This is a genomic window from Spongisporangium articulatum, from assembly GCF_044465595.1.
Lineage (GTDB): Bacteria > Actinomycetota > Actinomycetes > Actinomycetales > Kineosporiaceae > Spongisporangium > Spongisporangium articulatum.
On the sequence record NZ_JBITLV010000009.1, the window covers coordinates 33,443 to 57,318 of the forward strand.

Annotated in this window: 26 protein-coding genes; 17 read left to right on the top strand and 9 right to left on the bottom strand. The window is 72.7% G+C overall.

Annotation, left to right across the window (positions count from 1 at the left end):
• Positions 1-18: 18 nt before the first annotated feature.
• The 12 genes from ACIB24_RS21910 to ACIB24_RS21965 are packed head-to-tail and all read left to right on the top strand — an operon-like array spanning position 19 to position 11,207.
• On the top strand, positions 19-1,209 hold the full coding sequence (locus tag ACIB24_RS21910; RefSeq protein WP_398284404.1) for a cytochrome P450: 1,191 nt from the start codon (positions 19-21) through the stop codon (positions 1,207-1,209).
• Positions 1,206-1,976 (top strand): SDR family oxidoreductase, encoded by a 771-nt coding sequence (locus ACIB24_RS21915; RefSeq protein WP_398284337.1) that lies wholly within the window; start codon positions 1,206-1,208, stop codon positions 1,974-1,976. Before ACIB24_RS21910 ends, ACIB24_RS21915 begins: the two co-directional genes overlap by 4 nt.
• Positions 1,973-3,346 carry a cytochrome P450 gene (locus ACIB24_RS21920; protein WP_398284338.1) on the top strand — a complete coding sequence of 458 codons (1,374 nt, stop codon included), beginning with the start codon at positions 1,973-1,975 and terminating at the stop codon, positions 3,344-3,346. Before ACIB24_RS21915 ends, ACIB24_RS21920 begins: the two co-directional genes overlap by 4 nt.
• Positions 3,343-3,543: a ferredoxin gene (locus ACIB24_RS21925; RefSeq protein WP_398284339.1), complete on the top strand. Its 201-nt coding sequence runs from the start codon at positions 3,343-3,345 to the stop codon at positions 3,541-3,543. Before ACIB24_RS21920 ends, ACIB24_RS21925 begins: the two co-directional genes overlap by 4 nt.
• Complete coding sequence (locus ACIB24_RS21930; protein WP_398284340.1) at positions 3,543-4,142, top strand: nuclear transport factor 2 family protein; 600 nt, start codon at positions 3,543-3,545, stop codon at positions 4,140-4,142. Before ACIB24_RS21925 ends, ACIB24_RS21930 begins: the two co-directional genes overlap by 1 nt.
• Positions 4,139-5,599 (top strand): aldehyde dehydrogenase, encoded by a 1,461-nt coding sequence (locus tag ACIB24_RS21935; protein ID WP_398284341.1) that lies wholly within the window; start codon positions 4,139-4,141, stop codon positions 5,597-5,599. The genes ACIB24_RS21930 and ACIB24_RS21935 overlap by 4 nt, the downstream gene beginning before the upstream one ends.
• Positions 5,600-5,615: 16 nt before the next feature.
• Positions 5,616-6,362 (top strand): SDR family oxidoreductase, encoded by a 747-nt coding sequence (locus ACIB24_RS21940; RefSeq protein WP_398284342.1) that lies wholly within the window; start codon positions 5,616-5,618, stop codon positions 6,360-6,362.
• A complete protein-coding gene (locus tag ACIB24_RS21945) occupies positions 6,359-7,213 on the top strand; it encodes an NAD(P)-dependent oxidoreductase (protein WP_398284343.1) in 855 nt (284 codons plus the stop codon). The genes ACIB24_RS21940 and ACIB24_RS21945 overlap by 4 nt, the downstream gene beginning before the upstream one ends.
• Positions 7,210-7,584 carry a carboxymuconolactone decarboxylase family protein gene (locus tag ACIB24_RS21950; RefSeq protein ID WP_398284344.1) on the top strand — a complete coding sequence of 125 codons (375 nt, stop codon included), beginning with the start codon at positions 7,210-7,212 and terminating at the stop codon, positions 7,582-7,584. The genes ACIB24_RS21945 and ACIB24_RS21950 overlap by 4 nt, the downstream gene beginning before the upstream one ends.
• The gene (locus ACIB24_RS21955; RefSeq protein ID WP_398284345.1) at positions 7,584-9,167 is read left to right on the top strand and encodes an AMP-binding protein; all 1,584 of its coding nucleotides are present in this window, start codon (positions 7,584-7,586) and stop codon (positions 9,165-9,167) included. The genes ACIB24_RS21950 and ACIB24_RS21955 overlap by 1 nt, the downstream gene beginning before the upstream one ends.
• Positions 9,164-9,991 (top strand): SDR family oxidoreductase, encoded by an 828-nt coding sequence (locus tag ACIB24_RS21960; protein WP_398284346.1) that lies wholly within the window; start codon positions 9,164-9,166, stop codon positions 9,989-9,991. Before ACIB24_RS21955 ends, ACIB24_RS21960 begins: the two co-directional genes overlap by 4 nt.
• The gene (locus ACIB24_RS21965; RefSeq protein WP_398284347.1) at positions 9,984-11,207 is read left to right on the top strand and encodes a hypothetical protein; all 1,224 of its coding nucleotides are present in this window, start codon (positions 9,984-9,986) and stop codon (positions 11,205-11,207) included. The genes ACIB24_RS21960 and ACIB24_RS21965 overlap by 8 nt, the downstream gene beginning before the upstream one ends.
• Here ACIB24_RS21965 and ACIB24_RS21970 read toward each other — a convergent pair.
• The 4 genes from ACIB24_RS21970 to ACIB24_RS21985 are packed head-to-tail and all read right to left on the bottom strand — an operon-like array spanning position 11,194 to position 14,826.
• On the bottom strand, positions 11,194-11,844 hold the full coding sequence (locus tag ACIB24_RS21970) for a class I SAM-dependent methyltransferase (RefSeq protein WP_398284348.1): 651 nt from the start codon (positions 11,842-11,844) through the stop codon (positions 11,194-11,196). The two genes, ACIB24_RS21965 and ACIB24_RS21970, sit on opposite strands and share 14 nt — an antisense overlap.
• A complete protein-coding gene (locus tag ACIB24_RS21975; protein WP_398284349.1) occupies positions 11,826-12,896 on the bottom strand; it encodes a prenyltransferase in 1,071 nt (356 codons plus the stop codon). The genes ACIB24_RS21970 and ACIB24_RS21975 overlap by 19 nt, the downstream gene beginning before the upstream one ends.
• A complete protein-coding gene (locus tag ACIB24_RS21980; protein ID WP_398284350.1) occupies positions 12,893-13,606 on the bottom strand; it encodes a class I SAM-dependent methyltransferase in 714 nt (237 codons plus the stop codon). The genes ACIB24_RS21975 and ACIB24_RS21980 overlap by 4 nt, the downstream gene beginning before the upstream one ends.
• Positions 13,600-14,826: a glycosyltransferase family 4 protein gene (locus ACIB24_RS21985; protein ID WP_398284351.1), complete on the bottom strand. Its 1,227-nt coding sequence runs from the start codon at positions 14,824-14,826 to the stop codon at positions 13,600-13,602. Before ACIB24_RS21985 ends, ACIB24_RS21980 begins: the two co-directional genes overlap by 7 nt.
• A gap of 171 nt (positions 14,827-14,997) precedes the next feature.
• On the opposite strand from ACIB24_RS21985, the gene ACIB24_RS21990 reads away from it, so the two are divergent.
• Genes ACIB24_RS21990 through ACIB24_RS22000 form a run of 3 tightly spaced genes read left to right on the top strand, consistent with a single transcriptional unit; the run spans position 14,998 to position 17,426 of the window.
• Entirely contained in the window at positions 14,998-15,990 is a 993-nt protein-coding gene (locus ACIB24_RS21990; RefSeq protein ID WP_398284352.1) for a porin PorA family protein, read from the top strand.
• A gap of 24 nt (positions 15,991-16,014) precedes the next feature.
• Positions 16,015-16,602 carry a DUF6318 family protein gene (locus ACIB24_RS21995; protein WP_398284353.1) on the top strand — a complete coding sequence of 196 codons (588 nt, stop codon included), beginning with the start codon at positions 16,015-16,017 and terminating at the stop codon, positions 16,600-16,602.
• Positions 16,603-16,658: 56 nt separating this feature from the next.
• A complete protein-coding gene (locus ACIB24_RS22000; protein ID WP_398284354.1) occupies positions 16,659-17,426 on the top strand; it encodes a PKD domain-containing protein in 768 nt (255 codons plus the stop codon).
• Here ACIB24_RS22000 and ACIB24_RS22005 read toward each other — a convergent pair.
• The 5 genes from ACIB24_RS22005 to hsaA form a co-directional block, all read right to left on the bottom strand.
• Positions 17,411-18,679: an HNH endonuclease gene (locus ACIB24_RS22005; RefSeq protein ID WP_398284355.1), complete on the bottom strand. Its 1,269-nt coding sequence runs from the start codon at positions 18,677-18,679 to the stop codon at positions 17,411-17,413. The genes ACIB24_RS22000 and ACIB24_RS22005 overlap by 16 nt on opposite strands.
• A 113-nt stretch (positions 18,680-18,792) precedes the next feature.
• Positions 18,793-19,341, bottom strand: a complete 549-nt coding sequence (gene hsaB / locus ACIB24_RS22010; RefSeq protein ID WP_398284405.1) for a 3-hydroxy-9,10-secoandrosta-1,3,5(10)-triene-9,17-dione monooxygenase reductase subunit — start codon at positions 19,339-19,341, stop codon at positions 18,793-18,795.
• A 2-nt stretch (positions 19,342-19,343) separates the two neighbouring features.
• A complete protein-coding gene (gene hsaC, locus ACIB24_RS22015) occupies positions 19,344-20,243 on the bottom strand; it encodes an iron-dependent extradiol dioxygenase HsaC (protein ID WP_398284356.1) in 900 nt (299 codons plus the stop codon).
• Positions 20,240-21,139 (bottom strand): 4,5:9,10-diseco-3-hydroxy-5,9,17-trioxoandrosta-1(10),2-diene-4-oate hydrolase, encoded by a 900-nt coding sequence (hsaD, locus tag ACIB24_RS22020; protein ID WP_398284357.1) that lies wholly within the window; start codon positions 21,137-21,139, stop codon positions 20,240-20,242. Before hsaD ends, hsaC begins: the two co-directional genes overlap by 4 nt.
• Positions 21,139-22,341: a 3-hydroxy-9,10-secoandrosta-1,3,5(10)-triene-9,17-dione monooxygenase oxygenase subunit gene (gene hsaA / locus ACIB24_RS22025; protein WP_398284406.1), complete on the bottom strand. Its 1,203-nt coding sequence runs from the start codon at positions 22,339-22,341 to the stop codon at positions 21,139-21,141. Before hsaA ends, hsaD begins: the two co-directional genes overlap by 1 nt.
• Positions 22,342-22,453: 112 nt before the next feature.
• Here hsaA and ACIB24_RS22030 point away from each other — a divergent pair, with 112 nt between their 5' ends.
• Both ACIB24_RS22030 and ACIB24_RS22035 read left to right on the top strand, forming a co-directional pair.
• A complete protein-coding gene (locus ACIB24_RS22030) occupies positions 22,454-22,753 on the top strand; it encodes a hypothetical protein (RefSeq protein ID WP_398284358.1) in 300 nt (99 codons plus the stop codon).
• Positions 22,750-23,871 carry a 2Fe-2S iron-sulfur cluster-binding protein gene (locus ACIB24_RS22035; protein ID WP_398284359.1) on the top strand — a complete coding sequence of 374 codons (1,122 nt, stop codon included), beginning with the start codon at positions 22,750-22,752 and terminating at the stop codon, positions 23,869-23,871. The genes ACIB24_RS22030 and ACIB24_RS22035 overlap by 4 nt, the downstream gene beginning before the upstream one ends.
• Positions 23,872-23,876 lie beyond the last annotated feature (5 nt).

The window sequence follows — 23,876 nt, forward strand, 5'->3', positions numbered from 1 at the left end:
CCGTGGGACCACGCCCAGATGGACGACCCCTACCCCACCTACGCCCGGCTGCGGGCCGAACAACCGCTGTACCACAACGCGGAGCACGACTTCTGGGTCCTGAGCCGGCACGCCGACGTCAGCGAGTCACTTCGCTCCGACGGGGTGTTCAGCAACGCCATGGGGGTCTCGCTGGACGCCAGCGCGTGGGGCCCCGAGGCGCACACGGTCATGTCCTTCCTGGCCATGGATCCGCCCCGGCACATGCGGCTGCGCGGTCTGGTCTCGAAGAGCTTCACGCCCAAGCGGGTCGCCATGCTCGAACCCCAGGTCCAGGCGCTGACCGAGCGGTACCTCGACGAGGTGCTCCCCCGGTCGGGAACGGCCGAGCTCGAGTGGATCGAGTCCTTCGCGGGCCGACTGCCGATGGACGTGATCTCCGAACTGGTCGGCGTCCCGGAGTCCGACCGGGCCGAGCTGCGCCGCCTGGCCGACCTGCTCGTGCTGCGCGAGGACGGCCTGCGCGACGTACCGCCCGCCGGCCTCCAGGCGGCCTTCGACCTCTTCACCTACTACGGCGACCACGTGGCGCACCGCCGCCGCCACCCGGGCGACGACCTGACGTCGGCGTTGCTGAGCGCCGAGGCGGACGGCGACCGGATGAGCACCGAGGAGATCGTCGCGTTCCTGTTCCTCATGGTGGTGGCCGGCAACGAGACGACCACGAAGTTGCTGGGCAACGCGCTGTTCCACCTGAGCGCCAGCCCCGCCCAGCGGGACCGGGTGTTCGCCGAGGGCGGCTCCGGCCCGGATGCCGGCCCCGCCCTCGTGCGGCCCTGGATCGAGGAGACCCTGCGCTACGACAACTCGACCCAGCTCGTCGCCCGGCACCTGCTGGCCGACGTGAGCCTGCACGGGGTCACCGCACCCGCGGGCGCGCGCCTGCTGCTGGCCTACGGCTCGGCCAACCGGGACGCCACCGTCTTCCCCGACCCCGACGTCTACGACCTCGACCGGCCCCGCGAACAGCTCGCTCGACTGCTGAGTTTCGGCGGGGGGCGGCACTTCTGCCTCGGTTCGAATCTGGCCCGGCTCGAGGCCCGGGTCGCGCTCACGGAACTGGTGCGCCGGGTGCGGTCGGTCGAGGTGCACCCGCAACGCTGCGTCCGTTTCTACTCCTCCAACGTGCGCGGCTTCGCCTCCGTCCCGATCACGGTGGAGGCCCGATGAGCGAGCGGCCGGCCCGCCGTCCCGCGGTGGTGACCGGGGCGTCGTCCGGCATCGGTGCGGCCACCGCCCAAACGTTGGCGGCGACCGGGTACCCGGTCGCACTGGGCGCCCGGCGTATCGAGCGGTGCCAGGAGGTGGCGGCGAGGATCCACGCACACGGCGGGGAGGCCGTCGTCCACCCCCTGGACCTCACCGACCCGGCCTCGGTCGAGGCGTTCGCCCAGGCCGTCACCGACGATCTGGGGACGGTCGAGGTGGTGGTCTCGAACGCGGGCCGGGTGGCGCCCGGGGTCGTGCACGAGGTGGACGCCGCCACGTTCGCCGCCGAGCTGGACCTGAACCTACTCGGCGCCCACCGGCTGGTCCGCGCCTTCGTCCCGGGCATGGTCGAGAGGCGGCGCGGGGACGTCGTCTTCGTGTCCTCCGACGTGGCGGTCCGGTCGCGGCCGTTCATGTCGGCGTACACCGCGGCCAAGTGGGGGCTGGAGGGCATGGCCCACGCCATGCAGATGGAACTGGAGGGCACCGGGGTGCGGGCCAGCATCGTGCGGCCCGGCCCGACGTCCAGCGAGATGGGCAGCGACTGGGACGCCGTCGAGGGCGGGCGCACCATCGAGGCCTGGGTCCGGTTCGGGCAGGCCCGGCACTCGAGCTTCCTGCCCCCGGAGGCGGTGGCCGGGGCGATCGCGGCGATCGTGAACGCGCCACCCGGAACGCATCTCAACCTGGTCGAGGTCACCCCCGAGGCACCCGTGGAGGACCGATGACCCTTCTGACGGACAAGGGCCTGGACGACGTCCCCGAGGTGTCGGGGCGGGCGGACGACGGGTTCGGCCACCTCCAGGAACTGCGCACCGACCCGATCGGGCTGATGCGCCGCCTACGGACCGAGTGCGGTGCGGTCGGACGGTTCCGGCTGGTCGACCGCGACGTCGTCCTGGTCAGCGGTGCGGACGTGAACGAGGCGTTCTTCCGGGCTCCCGACGAGGTGCTCGACCAGGCCGAGGCCTACCCGTTCATGACCCCGATCTTCGGCAAGGGGGTGGTGTTCGACGCCAGCCCGGAACGCCGGCGGGAGTCGCTGAAGAACCAGGCCCTGCGCGGCGAGCACATGAAGGGGCACGCCGCCACGATCGAGCGCGAGATCCGGCGGATGGTCGCGGGCTGGGGCGCCGAGGGCGAGATCGACCTGCTCGGGTTCTTCGCCGAGCTGACCATCTACACGACGTCGGCCTGCCTGATCGGGGCCCGGTTCCGCGAGCAGATCGACGGCCGGTTCGCCGAGCTCTACCACGACCTCGAACGCGGCACCGACGCCTGGGCCTACCACGACGCGTACGCCGACCTGGAGGCGTTCCACCGGCGCGACGCCGCGCGGGTGGCCCTGGTCGAACTCGTTCAGGACATCATCGACCGGCGCGCCGCCGAGCCCCCGGTGCCGCGGGACGGCCGAGACCTGCTGGACGTTCTGGTCTCGCTGCGCCAGGACGACGGGTCGCCGCACTTCTCGGCCGACGAGATCACCGGGATGTTCATCTCGATGATGTTCGCCGGGCACCACACCAGCTCGGGCACCGCGGCCTGGACGACGATCGAACTGCTGCGCCACCCGGTCTGGCGCGAAGGGGTGGTGGCCGAGCTGGACGAGCTGTACGCCGACGGTTCGGCGGTGAGTTTCCAGGCGCTGCGCGCGATCCCGGCGCTCGAGGCGGTGCTCAAGGAGACGCTGCGCCTGCACCCGCCGCTGATCCTGCTGCTGCGGGTGGCCCAGGCGGAGTTCGGCATCGGCGGGTACACACTGCCGCCCGGCACGATGGTAGGCGCCTCGCCGCGGCTGTCGAACCGTCTGCCCGAGGACTTCCCCGACCCGGACGCCTTCGACCCGGGCCGCTACCTCGACCCGCGGCAGGAGGACCTGACCAACCGCTGGACGTGGATCCCGTTCGGGGCCGGGCGGCACCGCTGCGTCGGCAACGCCTTCGCGATGATCCAGTTGAAGGCCATCTTCTCGGTCCTGCTGCGGGACTACGAGTTCGAGCTGAGCCAGCCGTCGGAGACGTACCGCGACGACTGCTCGAAGATGGTCATCCAGCTCGAGCGCCCGTGCCGGGTCCGCTACCGCCGGAGGGCGCGGTGAGAGCCGTCGCCGACCTGGACCTCTGCCAGGCCCACCAGATGTGCCAGTCCGAGGCGCCCGACGTGTTCGGGTTCGACCCGGCGGCCGACCGGGTCGTCGTCCTGCGCCCGGGTCTCACCGAGGCCGACCGGGCGGCCGTGACCCGGGCCGTCGCCTACTGCCCCGCGTTCGCGCTCACCCTGGTCGAGGAGGACTGATGGGGTTTCGTCGCCGCGACATCGAGGCGCTCTGGCGGCGGTGGCTGAGCGCCAACCGCACCGCCGAAGCGGAACGGGACTGGGCGCCGCTGGCCGATTTCTACGCCCCGGACGCCACCTACGGCTGGATGTACACGCCCGACGAGCACTTCATGGCCGTCGGCCGCGAGGAGATCCGTCGCTACGCGCTGGGCACCGAGATGGCCGGGTTGGACGGCTGGCACTACGACTACCAGGCCACGGTGACCGACGACGTGGCCGGCATGGTGATCGGGTTCTGGAAGCAGCGGGCCGGGATCCTGGACGACGAGGGCCGCGAGTACGAGATCACGGGCATCGGCGGCAGCTGGTTCGGGCTCGGCGAGAACGCCCACGGCGCGCTGGAGTTCGCGTGGCAGCGGGACTGGTTCGACCTGGGCTCGACGGCGCACACGTTCCTGGCCATCGTCGCCTCGGGTCGCGCCCCGCAGGGGTTGGTGGACCGGATGTCGCTGGACGGGAAGTCGCAGCCCGGCCACTACACGCTGAAGGACCTGCCCTCGAGTGTCTGGCCGCCCCCGGTCGAGGCGGGGGCCCACGTCACCCGGGAACTGTCGTGACCGCCCCACCCAGGCTGCTGATCGACGGCCGCCTCGTCGAGTCGTCGTCCGGGGCGACGTTCCCGATCGTGAACCCCGCGACCGGCAGCGAGATCGGCCGGGTCCCCGACGCCACCGCCGCGGACGTCGACGCCGCCATCGCCGCTGGCCGGCGGGCCTTCGACACGACCGACTGGGCGACGAACCACGCGTTCCGGGTGCACTGCCTGCGCCAGCTGCACCGGGCCCTGGTCGAGGAGGGTCCGGCGATGCGGGCGCTCACCACGGCCGAGGCCGGCGCTCCGCGCTTCCTGACCGAGGGGCCGCAGTACGACATCCCGGTCGAGGGGCTGCGCTGGACGATCGACCTGGCCGAGACCTACCGCTGGGAGACCGATCTCGGCGAGGCCCGGCCGATGGGCGTGCCGACCCGGCGGACCGTGCGGCGGGAACCGGTCGGCGTCGTCGCCGCGATCACGCCGTGGAACTTCCCGCACCAGATCACCCTGGCCAAGCTGGGGCCGGCGTTGGCGGCCGGGAACACCGTCGTCCTCAAACCGGCTCCCGACACCCCATGGGGCGCCTGCGAGATCGGCCGGCTGGCCGCCGAACGCACCGACCTCCCGCCGGGCGTGCTCAACGTGGTCACCCCGCACGACGACGCCGTGGCCTCGGCGCTGACCACCGACCCGCGGGTCGACCTCGTCTCGTTCACCGGGTCGACCGCGACCGGCCGGGCGGTCATGGCCGCCGCCGCCCCGACCCTGAAACGGGTCTTCCTGGAGCTGGGCGGGAAGTCGGCCGCGATCGTGCTCGACGACGCCGACCTGCGCAGCGCCGTCGGCGGGGTCGCGTTCGCGGTCTGCGTGCACGCCGGGCAGGGGTGCGCGCTCAGTACCCGGCTGCTGGTCCCTCGCGACCGGTACGCCGACGCCGTGCAGGTGGCGGTCGAGACGATGGAGCTGCTCGCCCCCGGCGACCCGGCCGACCCCGGAACCGTCTGCGGGCCCGTGGTCTCCGCCGCCCAGCGCGACCGGGTGCTCGGCTACCTGCGCCTGGCCGAGGAGGAGGGCGGCTCGTTCGCGACCGGTGGCGGGGTCGACGATACGAAGGACGGCGGGTTCTGGATCCGGCCGACCCTGGTGACCGGCCTGGACAACTCGGCCCGGGCCGCGCGCGAGGAGATCTTCGGGCCGGTGCTGGTGGTCATCCCGCACGACGGCGACGACGACGCGGTGGCCATCGCCAACGACTCCGACTACGGACTCTCGGGTTCCGTCGACTCGGGGTCGCTGGACCGGGCCAAGGCGGTCGCGGCCCGCCTCCGGACGGGGACCGTGGCCGTGAACGGCGGCCTCTGGTTCTCCCCCGACGCACCGTTCGGCGGGTACAAGCAGTCCGGCCTGGGCCGGGAGATGGGCGTGGCCGGCTTCGAGGAGTACCTCGAGACCAAGCTCGTCGCCGAACCGGCGACGTGACGGAAGGGGCGCGAGGATGGGCCGTTTCGAGGGGCGGGTGGCGATCGTGACCGGCGCCGCGCAGGGCATCGGCGAGGCCTACGCGCTGTCGTTGGCCGCCGAGGGGGCGGCGGTGGTGATCGCCGACCTCAACGAGACCGGCGGCCACGCCGTCGCCGCGAAGATCGTCGCCGACGGTGGACGCGCCCTGTTCGTCCGCACCGACGTCTCCGACGCCGCCTCGGCCACCGCCTGCGTCGAACGCACGGTCGCCGAGTTCGGCGGCCTCGACCACCTCGTGAACAACGCGGCCATCTACGGCGACATGGCCTTCGACCTGCTGATCACCGTCGACTGGGACTACTACCGCCGGTTCATGTCCGTGAACCTCGACGGTGCGCTGGTGATGACCCGGGCCGCCTACCCGCACCTGCAGGCCCGCGGCGGCGGCACGATCGTCAACCAGAGCTCGACCGCCGCGTGGCTGTACTCCGGCTTCTACGGGCTGGCCAAGGTCGGCATCAACGGGCTGACCCAGCAGCTGGCCCACGAGCTCGGCGGGATGAACATCCGGGTCAACGCCATCGCCCCGGGCCCGACCGACACCGAGGCGACCCGCAAGCAGGCCGGCGACGCCGCTCGGCAACTGGTGAAGGGCCTGGCCCTGAAACGGCTGGGCCGGCCCGACGACCTGGTCGGCGCCTGCCTGTACCTGCTCGGCGAGGAGTCGGCGTGGGTGACCGGTCAGGTGCTGAACGTGGACGGCGGGCAGGTGTTCCGGTGACGACCGTGGGTTTCGTGGGGCTCGGCAGCATCGGAAAGCCCATGGCCAAGCGCCTTCTGGACCACCCGGGAGGCCTCGTCGTTCACGACGTGGCCCCGGAACCCGTCGCGGAACTGGTCGCGGCCGGCGCGTCGAGGGCCTCGGGTCTGGCCGACCTCGCCCGGCGCTGCGACGTGGTGTGCGTGATGGTGCGGGACGACGATCAGGTGCGGGACGTCGTCCGCGGACTCCTCGAGGGCGCCGCGCCGGGGCTGGTGGTCGGCGTCCACTCGACGGTGGCGCCCGGCACCCCGGGCGAGCTGGCCGCGGCGGCCGCGGAGCGCGGCGTCCGGGTGCTCGACGCCCCGGTCAGCGGCGGCGCCATGGGCGCCGCCGACGGGACGCTCGCCGTCCTGGTCGGCGGGGACGACGAGGCGTTCGCGGCGGCCCGGCCGGTGCTGGAGCGGCTCGGGACGATGGTCGTGCACGCGGGCCCGGTGGGCGCCGGGACCCGGCTCAAACTGGCCCGCAACCTGCTGCACTTCGTCTCCTTCACGGCGGCCACCGAGGCGCAGCGACTGGCCGAGGCGACCGGCCTCGACCTGGTCGCGCTGGGCCGGGTGGTGCGGCACACGGACGCGATCACCGGCGGCCCGGGCGCGATCATGCACCGCGCCACCACCGCGCCGCCGGCCCCGGACGACTTCTGGGCCGGGGTGTTCGGACACGTGCGCGCGCTCGGCGAGAAGGACCTGCGGTTCGCGATCGACCTGGCGGACGACGTCGGCGTGGACGTCCCGCTGGCCCGGCTGGCGCTGGACCGCCTCGGGCCGGGCCTGGGTCTGCCTCTGGCGGAAGGGACACGCCCATGACCACCCCGGATCCCGGGCGGCGCGCTCGCGGCCTGCAGCGGATGAGCGAGGTCTACGGCTGGGAGTTCCTGGACGGCCCCGGCGACTTCTTCGGCTACACCGCCGACCATCTGTTCGCGGACATCTGGTCCCGTCCGGGGCTGTCCGACCGGGATCGGCGACTGCTGCTGATCGGGTTGCTGGCGGGCACCAACCAGCCCGACGTGCTGGGCATCCAGGTTCCGGCCGCGCACCACGCGGGCGAGCTCGACGACGAGGCCCTGCGCGAGGTCGTGATCTTCCTCTGCCACTACGCGGGCTGGCCGGTCGGGGCCCGGCTCAACACGATCGTCGAGGAGACGATCGGCCGGGCCCGCCGGGAGGAGCGCTGATGGAGACCGTCCAGGCCCTGCTGCGCGACCTCGCCGGGACCGACGGCCCCGGCCTGAAGGCCGGTGAGCGGGTCTGGACCTGGCGGCAGGTCGTCGCCGAGTCCGGTCGCCGGGCCAACGCCGTCCGGGCCCTGCTGGACGACGAGCGCCCCCCGCACGTCGGGGTGCTGCTGGAGAACACCCCCGAGATGGTGTTCGCGCTGTCGGCGGGTGCCCTGGCGGGTCACGTGAGCGTCGGCGTCAACTCGACCCGGCGGGGCAGCGCGTTGGCGGCCGACGTGCTGAAGGCCGACTGCCAACTCCTGCTGACCGACGAGCGAGGACGGAGCGCCCTCGACGGCCTCGACCTGCCCGGCGTCCAGGTGCTCGACGTCGACGGCCCCCACTGGGCCGCGGCGGTGGCCGAACAGCCCGACGCCGTCCGCGACCCCCGCGAGGTCGCTCCCGACGACACGTTCATGCTGATCTTCACCTCCGGTACCAGCGGGGAGCCGAAGGCCGTCCGGGTGGGCCACGCGATGACCGTGCTCTCCGGCCGGAACCTCACCCGCCGCTTCGCTCTCGGCCCGGACGACTGCTGCTACGTGTCGATGCCCCTCTTCCACAGCAACGCCGTGATGGCCGGTCTCTCCCCGGCGCTGTGCAGCGGCGCCGCGATCGCCCTGGCCCCGCGGTTCTCCGCGAGCGGCTTCCTGGCGGACGTCCGCCGCTACGGTGCGACGTACCTGAACTACGTCGGCAAGCCGCTGGCCTACGCGCTGCGCACGCCGCCGCGGCCGGACGACGCGGACAACCCCCTGCGCGTGGCGTTCGGCAACGAGGCGTCGGACCGCGACATCGCCCGGTTCGCGGAGCGGTTCGGCTGCGAGGTGGCCGACGGGTTCGGGTCGACCGAGACCGCGGTGATCATCAGCCGGGAGGGAGGCTGCCCACCGGGGTCGATCGGCACGCCGTGGCCGGGCGTGGCCGTGTACGACCGGCGGACCCGCACCGAGTGCCCGCGCGCGGTCCTCGACGCCACCGGCCGGGTGACCAACCTGGAGGCGGCGGTCGGCGAGCTCGTGAACACTACGGGCGCCGGGTTCTTCGGCGGCTACTACAACGACGACGCGGCGACCGCCGAGCGGATGGACGGTGGGATGTACTGGTCGGGCGACCTCGCCTACCGCGACCCCGACGGGTACGTGTACCTGGCCGGGCGGACCAGCGACTGGCTGCGGGTGGACGGTGAGAACCTGGCCGCCGGCATCGTCGAGCAGATCCTGCTGCGGCACCCCGGGATCAGTCAGGTCGCCGTCTACGGCGTCCCCGACCCCGACGCCGGTGACCAGCTGATGGCCGCGGTGGTGCCCGCCGCCGAGGGCCTGGACCCGCCCGACCTGGAACGGTTCCTGGACGCCCAGCAGGACCTGTCCACCAAGGCGCGGCCGCGCTACGTCCGGATCATGTCCGAGCTGCCGAGCACCCCGACGAACAAGGTCCTGAAGCGTGAACTGATCCATCAGGGAACGGCTTTCGACGACGAGTGCTGGGTCCGCGAGGAGCGCGGCACTGCGTACGCACGGCGGGAGCCCGTGCGGTGAGCGACGTCCTGGTGGTGACCGGGACCGGCGGGATGGGCCGGGAGGCGGCCCGGCGCCTGGCCCCCGGGCGGGTCACGCTGCTGGCCGACCGCGACCCCGAGGCCCTGGAGACGGCTCGCGCCGACCTGGCGGACCGGGGCCACGACGTGCGCAGCTGCGCCGTCGACGTCGCGGACGCCGACTCCGTGCGGCACCTCGCGACGACCGCCCAGGCCCTCGGCGACGTCCGGTACCTCGTCCACACGGCCGGGGTCTCCCCCGAGCAGGCGGACCCCGCGCTCATCCTGCGCGTCGACCTGCTCGGCACGGCGCTGGTGGTCGACGCGTTCGGTGCGGTCGTCGCGCCCGGCGGGGCCGGGGTCGTGATCGCCAGCATGATCGGGCACATGGGCCTGGTCCGGGTGCCCCGGGACGACGCCGCCGCGCTGGGTGAGCGGCCGCCCGAGGAACTGCTCGACATGCCCATGTGCGCCCCCGACCGGTTCGAGAACTCCCAAATGGCGTACGGTTTCGCGAAGCAGGCCAACCTGCTGCGGGTGCGACGGGCGGCGGTGACCTGGGGCCGCCGCGGGGCGCGACTCAACTCGGTCAGCCCGGGCATCGTCACGACCCCGATGGGTGAGCAGGAGCTGGCCGGCCCGTTCGGCGCCTACATCCGCGAGCTCGCCGACACGTCCCCGTCGGGCCGGGCCGGGACCGCGGAGGACGTCGCGGGCGTGGTCGAGTTCCTGCTGTCGCCCGCGGCCGGGTACGTGACCGGCACCGACGTCCTGGTCGACGGCGGGGTGATCGCGGCGATGCGCGTCGGAGCCGGTCATGCCTGAGAGCCGTTACGCCGCACTCGATCGCGCGCAGCTGGCCGTCCTGGTCCCGGAGCTCCTGCTGTGCGGTCAGCTGATCGATCGCTCCGGGATGGCCTGGTGCATCCAGGCGCTCGGCCGCGAGGGGATGGCCGAGGTCGCGATCGAGGAGTGGGCGGCGGCCAGCCCGATCTACACCCGGCGGATGCAGCGGGCGCTGGGCTTCGAGGGCGACGACGTGGTCACGATCTTCAAGGGGCTGCAGCTCGACATCGGCGCGCCGCCGCAGTTCATGGACTTCCGGTTCAGCGTGCAGGACGCCCGGCACGGAGCGTTCCACCTCGACCACTGCGGCGCCCTGATGGACGTCGAGCCGATGGGCCCCGACTACGTGCGCTCCATGTGCCACGACATCGAGGACCCGACGTTCGACGCCACCGCGGTCGCCACCCACCCGCGGGCGCAGATTCGCCCGGTGCACCGGCCGCCGCGCACGCCCGCCGACCGGCACCCGCACTGCGCCTGGACCGTGGTGATCGACGACGCCCACCCGGAGGCCCTCCCGAGCGTGGGCTGCCTCGAACTGCGGGACTCGCACGCGGCCGGGCTGGCCCTCGGCCCGATCGACCCCGCGGACGACGGCCGCGCCGACTACACGGGGCCGCTGCTGTCCGACCTCGACTTCGCGGCCTTCTCGCACTCCGCGCTGGTCCGGATCGCCGACGAGGTGGCGCTCCAGATGCACCTCCTGAGCCTGGGTTTCGCACGCGCGCTGCGGCACCGCTTGCCCGGCCCCGAGGTGACGGCGATCGCGACGAAGCAGCTGACCGGCATCGCCGGCCTGGCCGCCGGACGCATCCATGCCGCACTCGGACTCCCCCCGAACGAGGCCGGCGCCCTCCAGCTGCTGGCGCTGCACCCCGCTCTCAACCCCGCCGCCTACGTGCGGCTGGAGACCACCGGCGACGCGCTCGTCGTCCACGAGTCCCCGGCCCACGCGGACGGCGGCTGGCCCACCCGGTACGGCCCGCACTCCCCCGAACCGCTGCGGGCCATCGTCCACGCGGTTGACGAACACCTGGACGTCGACATCGAGGGCACCGAGCGGGCCTGGACGGTGCGGATCCGCCGGCACGCGCAGCCGCGCCCCGAGAGCGACGAGGTGGCGGTGACCCGGTTCAGCACCGGCAGCGGCTTCACGTTCGCGCCGCGCCGGTCGCTGCCCATCACACCCGTCTGAGCACCCGCAACGAGCCGCAGCCGGTCAGCTCCTCGAAATCGCCCGAGTCGAGCGCCCTCCGGTAGATCCGGTAGGGCGCCTGCCCGCCGTCGGCGGGGTCGGGGAACACGTCGTGGATCAGCAGGACGCCGCCGGGCCGGACCCAGCGCGACCAGCCGTCGTAGTCGGCCTGGGCCGCCTCGTCGGTGTGCCCGCCGTCCACGAACAGCACGTCGACCGGCCGCCCCCACAGCCGGGCCACGACCGCGGACCGGCCGACCATGGGGACGACGACCTCCTCCAGGCCCGCGCGGGCCAGGGTGTCCCGCAGCACGGGGAGGGTGTCGATGCGGCCCCCGGCGTCGGCCAGCGACGCGTCGTGGTACTCCCAACCGAGCTGGTGCTCCTCGGAGCCCCGGTGGTGATCGACGGTCACCACGGTGCCGCCCGCCACCGAGGCCGCATGCCCGAGGTACACCGTCGACTTGCCGCAGTAGCTGCCGATCTCCACGACGATCCCGCCCGTCGGCAGGTGCGCGAGGGTGGCGGCGTGCAGCGCCAGGCCCTCGTCGACGGGCAGGAAACCCTTCACCCCGTGGACGATCTCGGCCAGCGCGCTCGGAAAGGTCGTCGAGTCGTTCAACGTGTCGCCGGGCACGTGCACACCTCCTCGTGAGGTACCGGCGCCAGCCCGGCGCCGCGGAACAGCCCGCTGCCGCGCGTGGTCCGGGTCAGGGCGTCGACGGCCAGGATCACGGTGGCCCCGGTCCAGGTCGTGCGTTCCACGGGCCAGTTCTGCGCCTGCGCCCACGGCTCCCCCGGGTTGCAGGCCAGGCCGGTCCAGTACGAGCCGTCCTCGGCGCGCAGGTGCTGCATGGCGGCCAGCTGCGTGCGGGCGTGATCGGGGCGGCCCGCGGCGTCGAGAGCCAGCACCAGCTCACAGGTCTCGGCCCCGGTCACCCAGGGGGCGTCGTCCACGCACCGGATTCCCAGCCCCGGGACGACGAAGTCGTCCCAGCGGGCGGCCAGCCGGCGCGCGGCGGCCCCGCCGCGGACCACGCCGCCCAGCACCGGGTAGTACCAGTCCATCGAGTACCGGCTCTTGTCGGCGAACCGTTCCGGGTGGCTGCGCAGCGCGTGCCGCACCCGGGCCGCGGCCAGCTCCCACTCGGGCTCCAGCCGGCCCTGCAGTTCGGCCAGCGCGACCGCGCACCGCAGGCTGTGGTGGATGCTGGCGTTCCCGGTGACCAGCGCCTCGGGCTGCACCACGCCGAACGCGTCCCGGGACCAGCGGAACTCGCCACCCGGCGCCTGGAGCTCGAGCACGACCTCGACGGCCCGGCGGACGGCCGGCCACATCCGGGTCACGAACGCCCGGTCGCCGGTCACCGACCAGTGGTGCCAGACCCCGGTGGCCAGGTAGGCGCAGAAGTTCGCGTCGGTGGCCGGGTCCTCGACCGTTTCGCTGGTGTCGCCGACGTACTTCGTCGCCCAGGAGCCGTCGGCGCGCTGCGCGTCGAGACACCACCCGTAGGCCCGCCGCGCCTCGGCCAGCCGCCCGGCCGCGGTCAGCCCCATCGCGCTCTGCACGTGGTCCCACGGGTCCGTGTGCCCACCCTGGAACCAGGGCACGGCGCCCGAGCGCTGCTGCGCGGCGGCGATCGAGGTGGCGGTCTGCGCGACCTCGGCGGCGGTCAGGACGGCGCTCACCGGGCCTTCCGGAAGTACAGCGCCACGCTCTTGCCGATCAGCGGGTTCAGCGCCCGCTCGGTCAGCCGGGTCATGGCCGGCCCGGACATCATGTCCCACACCAGGATCCGGTGGTAGGCGCGGACCAGCGGGTGGGTCTCGCGGCGCACCCCGACCGCGCATTTGAGCCACCAGTACGGTGCGTGCAGGGCGTGCGCGTGGTGCCGGTGGGTGGCCTCGGGGCCGTTCCGCTCGACCTTGCGGCGCAACTCGTCGGCCCGGTAGATGCGCACGTGGCCGCCCTCGTTGGCGTGGTACTCGTCCGACAGCGCCCAGCAGATCCGTTCGGGCAGCCATCGGGGCACCGTGACGGCCAGCGTGCCACCGGGTTTCAGGATCCGGACCAGTTCGGCGATCGCCGCCTCGTCGTGCGGCACGTGCTCGAGGATCTCGGAGGCCAGGACGACGTCGAAACCGCCGTCGGGGTAGGGCAGGTGCAGGACGTCGGCCACCTCGGCCCGCGCGGCACCCCCGGCCGGCACCTCACCCGCCTCGGCCATCGCCGCGAACATGTCCGCGACGTCCTTCATGGCCACCTCGTCGAGGTCGACCGCGGTCACGTCGGCCCCGCGCCGCAGCGCCTCGAACGAGTGCCGCCCAGCGCCCGCCCCGACGTCCACGAACCGGGTGCCGGGGCCCACCCCGAGCCGGTCGAAGTCCACGGTCAGCATGCCTGCTCCCTCGCCAGTTCGTACGCCTCGACGGTGGCTCGGGCCACCGACGTCCAGCTGTAGCGCTGCAGGGCCCTCGCCCGACCGTCCCGAGCCAGCCGGGCCCGTTCGGCGGGCGAGTCGAGCAGTCCCTCCAGGGCGCTCACCAGTGCCTCGACGTCCCCCGGCTCGACCAGGACGGCATCGTCGCCGACCACCTCGGGCAGGGCACCCGCCCGGCTGGCCACGACGGGGGTGCCGCAGGCCAGCGCCTCGACCGTCGGCAGCGAGAACCCCTCGTACAGCGACGGCACGCACATCACCTCGGCGGAGGCCATCAGCGCGGCCAGCTCGTCGTCGCTCAACCCGCTCACGACCGTGGTGCAGTCGCCGAGACCGAGCTGTTCGATGCGTCTCTCGGTCGGCCCGCCCGGCTCCAGCGCGGAGACCAGGTGCAGCTCGACGTCCCGTTCGACCCGCAGCTTCGCCACGGCGTCGAGCAGGTGCCCGACCCCCTTCAGCGGTCTGTCGGCGCTGGCCACGGCCACGATGCGGCCGGGCACCCGGGGGCCGCGCGGCCGGAACGTGTCGGTGTCGACGCCGAGCGGGACGACGTGGAAGCGGCCGGCGGGGATGCCGAAGTCGTCGACCGCGTCGGCGGCCGCGATGTCGGAGACACCGATCAGCACGGGCAGCCGCCGGGCGACCCGGGCCTGCATCCGCACGAACCCGTACCAGCGGGCGACCGAAAGCCGTCTCAGGCCGCGGGCTTGCGCGAGTTCGACCTTCCGGTCCCGGCTGATCGGGTGGTGCACGGTGGCGACCAGCGGCGCGCGACGCCGGATGGACAGCAGGCCGTAACCGAGGCACTGGTTGTCGTGCACGACGTCGAAATCGGCTCGGCGGCGGCGCACCACGCGGGCCGCGCGGAGGCTGAAGGTGAGCGGCTCGGCGAAGCAACCGGTCGCCGTGAGCGCCCACTCCAGCCAGTCGTGGCGGCTCCAGCCGCGTTCGGGGCGCGGCAGCCGCAGCTCGCCGTCGGGCCCGACCCGGCCGAACACGTCCAGGGAGGGCACTCTCGTCAGCGTGACCCGCGGGTCGAGGGCCTCCGGGTAGGGCTGGCCGGAGAACACCTCGACCTCGTGACCGAGGTCGACCAACCCCTGGCTGAGGTACCGGACGTACACCCCCTGACCCCCGCAGTGCTCCTTGCTCCGGTACGACAACAGTGCGATGCGCACCAGCGACTCCCTTCGCTGCGGGGCGCGGCCCGGGAGACCCGGACCGCCCGGGAAGTGTAACGGATTCTAGTTATTTGGAACAGGTTGCGGGTCGGGGGCTTTGCCCTTCAGACTTCCGACCTCGGAAGATCGACGACGATCGGACTCCACGCCGTGGCCGCAGTCTCGGATGTGCTCGCACCGTCCCACCGGCGGTCCCCGCGCGTCCGGTCCCGCCGCCGGGGCTCCCGTCGTCCGTCCACGGCCCGCCTCGGGCTGCTCGGCGCCGGGGTCTTCCTGCTGGTCCTGGCCGCCCTGCTGCCGTTCTACGCCTACCCGCGGCTCGCCGTCCTGCCCGCCGACCCGGCCGCCGACCAGGTCCAGCGGGCCACCGACGCGACCGTGCTGGTGCCCGACGCCGACGCCGCGGCCGGGGCCCGCCTGGTCCGCCACACGCCGGTGGCCATCAGCACCCACGTGGGCGCCGACCCCGGGTGGCATCCGGAGGGCACGGTGGTCTGGCAGCTCGCCACCCAGGTCACGCAGGGGCCGGGCGCGCAGCTGGTGGACGCCCGGGTGGAGACGATCTCGCTCGACCGGCGCACCGCGCGGGCGGTGAACTGCTGCGGCGACAGCCTGGTCACCGACGCCGGCGACGCGGCGGGGACTCCCCTGCGGCACACCGGCTACCTGACCTTCCCGTTCGACACCCAGCCGCGGACCTACCCGCTCTGGGACAACCAGCTGCAGACCGCCCGCCCGGCCCGCTACCTCGGCGAGACCCGCCGGGCCGGCCTGCGGGTGTCCGTGTACCGGGCCGTCACCGAGTGGACGCCGGTCGGCACCCAGGAGCTGCCGGGAGCCCTGTTCGGGTTGTCCGACGCCTCGGTCCGGGCCGTCGCCTGGTACGCCGACGTGCGCGACTACTTCGTCGAACCCACGACCGGTTCCACGGTGGAGACGGTCGAGAAGCTGCGCCGCGAGTACCGCTACGACGACCGCACCCTGACCGCTCTGTCCGCCGATCTGCGCAGCGACCCGCTGCCCGCCCACCAGCTCGACCAGGTCCGCACCGGGGCCGCCGTGCTCCCCTGGCTGCGCAGCCGGGCGGCCGTCGTGCTCGTGCTGTGCGCCCTGCTCATGCTGGTTTTCCACACCCGTCACGCGCGAACTGCCCTCGGGTGATCTCTGTTCGTTAGGGTTTGCCCGGTGAACGGGGATCATCGTGAGACGTCGTGCCGGGTAGTCCTGCTCCTGGCCGCGCTGCTGACGCTGGCCGCCTGCACCGGCGGTTCGCCGGGCACCCCGCCGCCTTCAACCGCCTCGGGGACGACGTCCGCCTCGGTCCCCGCAAGCCCCGCACCCACCGCTCCGGTCCAGGAAGCGACCCCGTCGAGCGCCGTCGAGTTCGTGAAGTACTTCTGGGCGCTCTACAACTACGCCTACGCCACCTACGACACGAAGCCCCTGGAAGCGATCAGCGACAAGAAGTGCGACTCCTGCAAGAAGCTCATTGAAGACGTGCACCGGATAGCCGCCGATGGCACGGTGATCAAGGGCTTCGAGCTCACTGTCCTTGAGGCCGTTTCCCCGGACATCGAGGTCAAGACTGGAACGCTCGTGGTGGCCTCTCTTCAACAGCAGAAGGGAACAGCCGTCGCTCCTGACGGCTCTTCCACAGCATTGCCCGGCTTCAAGAGCGTTCGCAGCACCACCGCCCTCAGATGGGATGGGACCTGGCACATCGAAGCCCTCAACACCGAGTCGAAGACTTCGAAGCCATGGCCGTCCGAGTAGGGGTGGTGTTGCTTATCGTCCTCCTGGGGGCGCGTCTGGAAACAGGCAGCATTGCGATGGCCGCGACTCCGGGACCGATCAACGTCAATACGTCTTTCGACGGGAACGAGGCGGAGACCACGGGCCAGAAGCACGTGGAGCAGTCCTTCGGAACCAACGAGACGCTTCCGACCAAGCCGCGAACCTGGACCTCCCATCAGGCCATCTGCTCGACCAAGGCCACCCTGGCGACGGCCGACGCCTGTCACCGCTCGACCACCTTGTGCCCCGACCCGGACCAGGCGCCGTACTGGGTGATGACCGCCCGCGGCATCCGTCGTCCGGGGCCGGGCAACTGGACGAACACCGGCCGCTTCGTGTGCCTGACCGACGCCGAGAACCCGGAACCGGTCCTGGGCGCAGCACAGTTCCGGAAGTTGCCGATCCCGGCGGCGGCGTTGAACATCCAGCCCGACCCCGACACGGCCGGCCCGACGCTGGTCAACATCGCCACGAACCTCTACACGACCCGCAAGGTCCAACTGCTGGACACGACCGTCCTGGGGCAGCCGGTCCGGGTCCGCGCGACGCCGGCCTCGTACGCCTGGACCTACGGCGACGGAGAGTCCCTGACGACCCGAGCGACCGGCGGCCCCTATCCGGACCTGTCCCTCGGCCACGTCTACGCCCGGCCCGGACATTACGAGGTGGGCCTGGCCACGACGTTCACCGGTGAGTACTCGGTGGCCGGTGGCCCCTGGCAGCCGGTCGAAGGCACCGCGGTCGTCGCCAGTGACCCACGGGACCTGACCGTCCTGCAGGCGCGCAGTCAGCTGACGAGCTGAAGCGCCTCTTTCGCGAGGTTGCAGGCCTGGCACAACCCCTGCCCGTTGACCGCGGACGTCGAACCACCCCGGGCATGCGGGTGCACGTGGTCGATCTGCCGGATCGGCGCATCGCACCACGGCGTCCGGCAGTACTGGTCTCGGGCCACGATGAACCGGCGCAAGCCCGGCGGGAAGGTCCGCGACCTGCCTTCCATCTGGACGAGTTCCCCGGTCTCGGGCCTCCCCCACAGCCGCCTGACCTGTCGTGCGACGTGTTGATCGGGCGGATCGGCCAGGGCCCGGGCCAGCGGCGCCGGGATGGGACCGTAGCCGTGCACATGTGCCGGCTCGTCGGTGACACCGGTGAGCGCCCGATCCGAGATGACCAACTGCACCTCCACCGGAATCGACTCCGGCGTCTCAGTTCCCAGAACCCGGGCCACGAGCGTGTCGGCCATGACCTGGCCTCGGCCCCGCTCGTCCCGCGCATCGGCCGTCGCCGAGTCGGCGACCCGCGCCAACGCCGCGTAGACGGCCACGCCTTCGGCCACCGGCAGCGTCGCCGTGACCACCGTCATGCAGTCGGGCGCCGGACGGATCGTGACCCGCCGACCCACCTCGGCGTTCTTGGCCCGCTTGTAGGCGAGGCCCGGCTCGAGACGCTGCCCGATGCGCCGGGCCTCCCGCTCGACGCCGGCGTCACCCAGCCCCTCGATGCGGTGCGCGAGTTCCTCGTCGAGGTCGGCGCGCGACTCCCGCGACAACAGGGCCGTCTCCCGCACGACGAGGGTGGCCCGCCACTGACTCGTGCGCCCCTGCTCGAGAGCTGCGAGCGTGTGCGGCAACTCGTCGACCAGGCAACGCGCCACCCCGACCAGGCGCGACGCCTTGTGCGGTGAAACGTGCAAAGCCTCGGCGACTCTCGCGTTCACCGCCCGACGCGCCTCGCGGTCCGGCTGCCCCGCCGCCCGGCGCCGGTCACGCACCGAGGCGTCGTAACCGGCCATCACCCGCGCCTGCACGGCCGCGACGGCAGCGCTCACCTGCTCCAACTGACCGAGCACCGCCAGCCGCTCGGCATCGTCCGACGGCAGGACCGAACCGGTCAGCCAGCCGACGAAACCCTGCAACTGCTCGACGGTCACGAAGTCGGGAACCGGCTCGGGCTCCGGCAGGTCCGCCGAGTCGAACGAGATCATGAGGTTCTCGGGCAGGTCCAACGCACGCAGGAGCGCGACCACGTTCGGGTCCTCCACGTCCGCCAACGGCATGCTCGTCCCCCCCCCCCCGATGATGTAGAACACTTGTTCGATCCACATCAATCGTGGCACACCGGGCCGCCACCTACAAGCCCCGAAAACATCTGTGGATGAAAGCTTCTCCGCTAGATCCAATCGTCGGGGTGCGACCAGCTGAACCATGGCTCGGGCCCGGCGGGCGCCACCTCGGTGGACGTGTAGCGGCCCCGGTGGAACAGCAGCGGACGCCGGTCTCCGGCCCCGCCCAGCCGGGCCACCCGGGCCAGCACGACGTAGTGGTCGCCGGCCTCGGTGACCGACTCGACGTCGGCCTCGACCCAGGTCAGGGCGTCGGTGAGGACGGGCGCCCCGCCCGGGGACGGCGTCCAGCCGACCCCCTCGAACTTGTCGGGCCCACCGCGCCCGAACCGGGCGCTCACCTCGGCCTGGTCCCAGGCCAGGACGTTGGCGACGAACCGGCCCGCCCGCTCGATCGCGGGCCAGGTGCGCGAACCCCTCGTCGGGCAGAACAGGACGAGCGGCGGGTCCAGCGACACCGCGGCGAACGCCTGGCAGGCGAACCCGGCCAGCTCGTCGCCGTCCCGGGCGGTGATCACGGTGACGCCCGTGCAGAAGTGACCCAGCACCTCGCGGAACGTCCCCGACGAGACCGCCCGCCCCACAACGGGTTGCACGCTCACTGGAAGCCGACGCTGAAGTCGTGGCCCCACAGGCTGACCGCGGTGCTCTCCCGGGCGATCCAGTCGTCGTCCTCCACGGTCCGCCCCTCGGTGCCGAACTCGACGTCGAAGCCGCCCGGCGTCTTCATGTAGAACGACAGCATCAGATCGTTGACGTGCCGCCCGAGAGTGGCCGACATGGGCACCTTGTGGCGGCGCGCGCGGTCGAGCGCGAGCCCGACGTCGTCGGCCTCCTCGACCTCGACCATCAGGTGCACGATGCCGCTGGGCGTCGGCATGGGCAGGAACGCGAGCGAGTGGTGCCGCGGGTTGCACCCGAAGAACCGCAACCACGCGGGTTTTCCGCCCGGCTCCCGGCCGACGGCCTCCGGGGGCAGACGCATCGAGTCGCGCAACCGGAACCCGAGGACGTCGCGGTAGAAGTGCAGCGCCTCCTCGTCGTCCCGGGTGGAGAGCACGACGTGCCCGAGCCCCTGCTCACCCGTGACGAACCGGTGCCCGTACGGGCTGACCACGCGGCGGTGCTGCAGCGCGACCCCGTGGAAGACCTCGAGCGTGTTGCCCGAAGGGTCCTCGAAGATGACGACCCGGCCGACCTTCCGCTCGGCGCACTCCTCGGGAGTGCCCTCCTTCCAGGGCACCCCGGCCTGCTCGAGCCGGCGGACGACGTCGGCCAGGCCGGCCTCGTGCTCCGCCTCCCAGCCGGAGGCCACGAGCGCGTCCTTCTCCCCCGGCACGATCACCAGGCGAGCCGGGAAGTCGTCCATCCGCAGGTACAGGGCGCCCTCGACGGTGCCCTTCCCCTCGACCATGCCCAGCACCTTGAGGCCGTACGTTCGCCAGGCGTCCATGTCGGTTGCCGAGACACGGAGGTACCCCAGGGAGCGGATGCTCATCGGGTACCCCCCTCGGCCAGGAAGTCACGGGTCAATCTGTTGAACTCCTCGAACCGCTCGACCTGGACCCAGTGCCCGCAGCGCGGGAACACGTGCAGCTGGGCGTTCTGCAGCAGCTTCAGCGCGACCAGGGCCCCGTCGAGCGGGTTGACCCGGTCCTCCCGGCCCCACAGCAGCAGCGTGTGGTGGCGCAGCCGGAACGCGTCCCGCCAGAGCATGCCGTCGACGAAATCGTCCGGCCGGAAGAACGATTCGCCCATCGCCGCCATCGCCGCCAGCGACTCGGAGGTGCTGGCCACCGCGAACCGCTCGGCGACCAGCTCGTCGGTGATCATCGACTGGTCGTAGACCAGCGCGCGCAGGAAGTCCCGCAACCGTTCGGGACTCGGCCCGGGCGGGGCCGCGAACCGGGACAGCCGGCGCACGCCCTCCGTCGGGTCGGCCGAGAACACGTTCAGCCCCAACCCGCCCGGGGCCATCAGCACGAGGCGCCCGACCCGCTTCGGGTACTCCAGTGCGAACCGCACGGCTGTGCCGCCACCGAGGGAATTGCCCACCAGGTGGACCTTCTCGAGGCCCAGCGCGTCGAGCAGCCCGGCCAGCGCGTCGGCGCTGAACCGGAAGTACTGGCCGTGCTCGGTCGGCTTGTCGGACGCGCCGAACCCGGGCTGGTCGACGGCCAGGGTGCGGAAGGTGCGGCCCAGTTCGACGATGTTGCGGCCGAAGTTGCTCCAGGCCGACGCGCCCGGGCCGCCGCCGTGCAGCAGGACGACGGGCAGATGGTCCGTCTGTTCAGGCCCGGCTTCGTGGACGTTGAGCGTCAGCCCTCGGCCCGGGCCTTCGGCCGCCGTCGTCACGAGCCGGCCCGCGCGCGTGTCCGTCGTCGGGGCGCTCATCAGAACAGCCCGTCCCGGACCTCGACGCCGAACTCGTACTTGCCGAACATCACCAGCGTGCGCTCGAGGTCGTTGGCCGCGTGCGCCCGGGCGGCGTGCGCGTCGCGCCAGTACCGCGAGATCGGGGCCGACGTGTTGATCGCCTTGCCGCCCGCGCTCTCGAACAGCTTGTCCACGGCCGCGATCACCCGGGCGCTGCCCATCACCTGGTCGCGGCGGGCCCGCAGCCGCATGGCCAGTGGGATCTTCTCACCGGCCCCGGCCAGCGCGTACTCCTCGCCCAGGTTGCGGGCCAGCTGCAGCCACGTCGCGTCGATGTCCCCGGCCGCCTCGGCGACCCGGACCTGGGCGAACTGGTCCTGGGCGGCCTTCTCCCCGACGTAGGACGCCCGGACCCGCTCGCGCGTGTAGCCGACGTAGGAGTCGTAGGCCCCGCGGGCCATCCCGATCAGCGGGGCCGTGATCGCGTAGGGATGCACGGTGCCGTAGGGCAGCCGGAACAGCGGGCCGTCGTTGATCTCCTGCCCGGGGCAGACGCACCGGGCGGTGTGCTGCATGCTCAGCGTCCGGTGCTCGGGCACGAACACGTCGTCCACCACGATGTCGTTGCTGCCGGTGCCGCGCAGCCCGACCGTGTCCCAGACGTCCTCGATCGTGTAGTCGGCCCGCGGCAGCAGGAAGGTGCGGAAGTCGACGGGCCGCCCGTCCTCGCCGAGCACCAGGCCGCCGAGCAGGTTCCAGGCCCCGTGGTCGGAGCCGGAGGAGAAGCTCCACCGGCCGCTGAACCGGAAGCCACCCTCGACGGGCGTGGCCTTGCCGACCGGGGCGTAGGACGACGAGATCACCACGTCGGGCCCCTCACCCCATACGTCGCGCTGGGCCTGCTCGGCGAACAGCCCGATGTGCCAGGGGTGCACGCCCAGGACCGACGTCACCCAGCCCGTCGAGCCGCACGCCGCGGCGATCGTGGCGACCGCCTCGTAGAACGTGACCGGGTTCGCCTCGAGGCCGCCGAACCGCACCGGCTGGAGCAGCCGCAGCACCCCGGCCTCCCGCAGCTCGTCGATCGTCTCGGCCGGCACCCGGCGCGCCGCCTCGGCCTCGGAGACCCGGGACCGGATGCCCGGCAGGAGGTCCTGGACCGCCGCGAGGACCTTGTCCTCCGCGTCCCTGTCCGTCGTGGCGCCCGTCGCGTCCACCATCACCCACGGCTCCGTCCCGGCCCTCATCGGCCCTAGAACTCGTTCTGGTCAAGACGGCTAGACTATAACTAGATTCTATATTGCACTAGCACTCGCGACGAAGGAGGGACCCGTGCCGCAGCCTCCCGCACCGACGGGTGACCGTCCGTCGTGGACCGACCGAGAGGATCAACTCCAGGCCGGTTTTCGCGAGATCGCCTGCACCGGCTGCGACACCCGCGTCCTGGTCCGCAAGATGCATCCGGCCCAGACCAGCACGCAATGGCACGGCGGGGTCGCGTGCGAGTTCCTGCAGCGGGACGCCTACGGCACTCCGGCCGAACGCTGCCCCGTGCTGACCGCCGCGATCGACGCCGCCGTGTCCGCCGGCACCCTCCCCACGGAGCCCACCGAATCGAGGGAGCAGGCGTGAGCCGCATCCGCCGGGTGCGGGTGGCCGCGGTCAAGGCCGAGACCGCCGACGCGCGCTCGGTGACCTTCGACGTGGAGCCCGGGGACGCCCGCTGGTTCCGGGCCCGGCCCGGGCAGTTCCTCACCGTCCGGGTGCCGGTCGGCGACGGCGACCGGCGGGTGGCCCGCTGCTACTCGCTGTCCAACGGCCCGGACGACGACCCCACCATCACCGTGAAACGCGCCGGGCCCGGGTCGGCCTGGATCTGCGACGAGCTGCGCCCCGGGGACGAACTCGAACTCCTTCCTCCCGCGGGCCGTTTCACACCCCGCTCCCCCGACACGGACCTGCTGCTCGTGGCGGCCGGCAGCGGCATCACCCCCGTCATGTCCATCCTGCGCTGGGTGCTCGGCACCGGCTACGGGCACGTCGCCCTGCTCTACGCCAACCGCGACGCCGAGGCGGTCATCTTCGAGCGCCAGCTGCGGCTGCTCGACGTCCGGCACCCCGGGCGGCTCAGCGTCACGCACTGGCTGGAGAGCGAGCGCGGGCTGCCCACCGCCGAGGCGCTCGCGCCGTTGCTGGGCCCGTACGCCGAGCGCGAGACCTATCTCTGCGGGCCGGAACCGTTCATGGCCGCGGTCGAAGCGGCGCAGGCGTCGCTCGGCGGTCAGCGGAACGGGCAGTTGGGTCGCCTGCACGTCGAGCGCTACGAGTCGTTGACCGAGGACCCGTTCGTGGCCGCCGCCCGGGCCGACGCCGAGGACGAACGCCACGCCGCCGAACGCGCGACGACCCCCGACGAACCCGCCGAGGTCAAGGAGGAGCCGGCGGACGACGTCCCGCCCGAGAGCACCGCCGGCGCCACCGTCGTCGAGGTCGAGTTCGACGGCGACAAGCACCGGCTCCCCTGGACGCCCGGCCGGCCGTTGCTCGAGGTGTTGGAGGCCGCCGGCATCGCGGCTCCGTTCTCGTGCCGCGAGGGCAACTGCGGCGCCTGCGCCTGCCTGGTGCTGGAGGGCCGGATGACCATGCGCCGCAACGAGACCCTCACCCCCGAGGACCTGGCCGACGGTTACGTGCTCGCCTGCCAGGCCGACCCCGACGCCCCGCTCGTGCGGGTCAGCTACGACGAGTGAGGCCG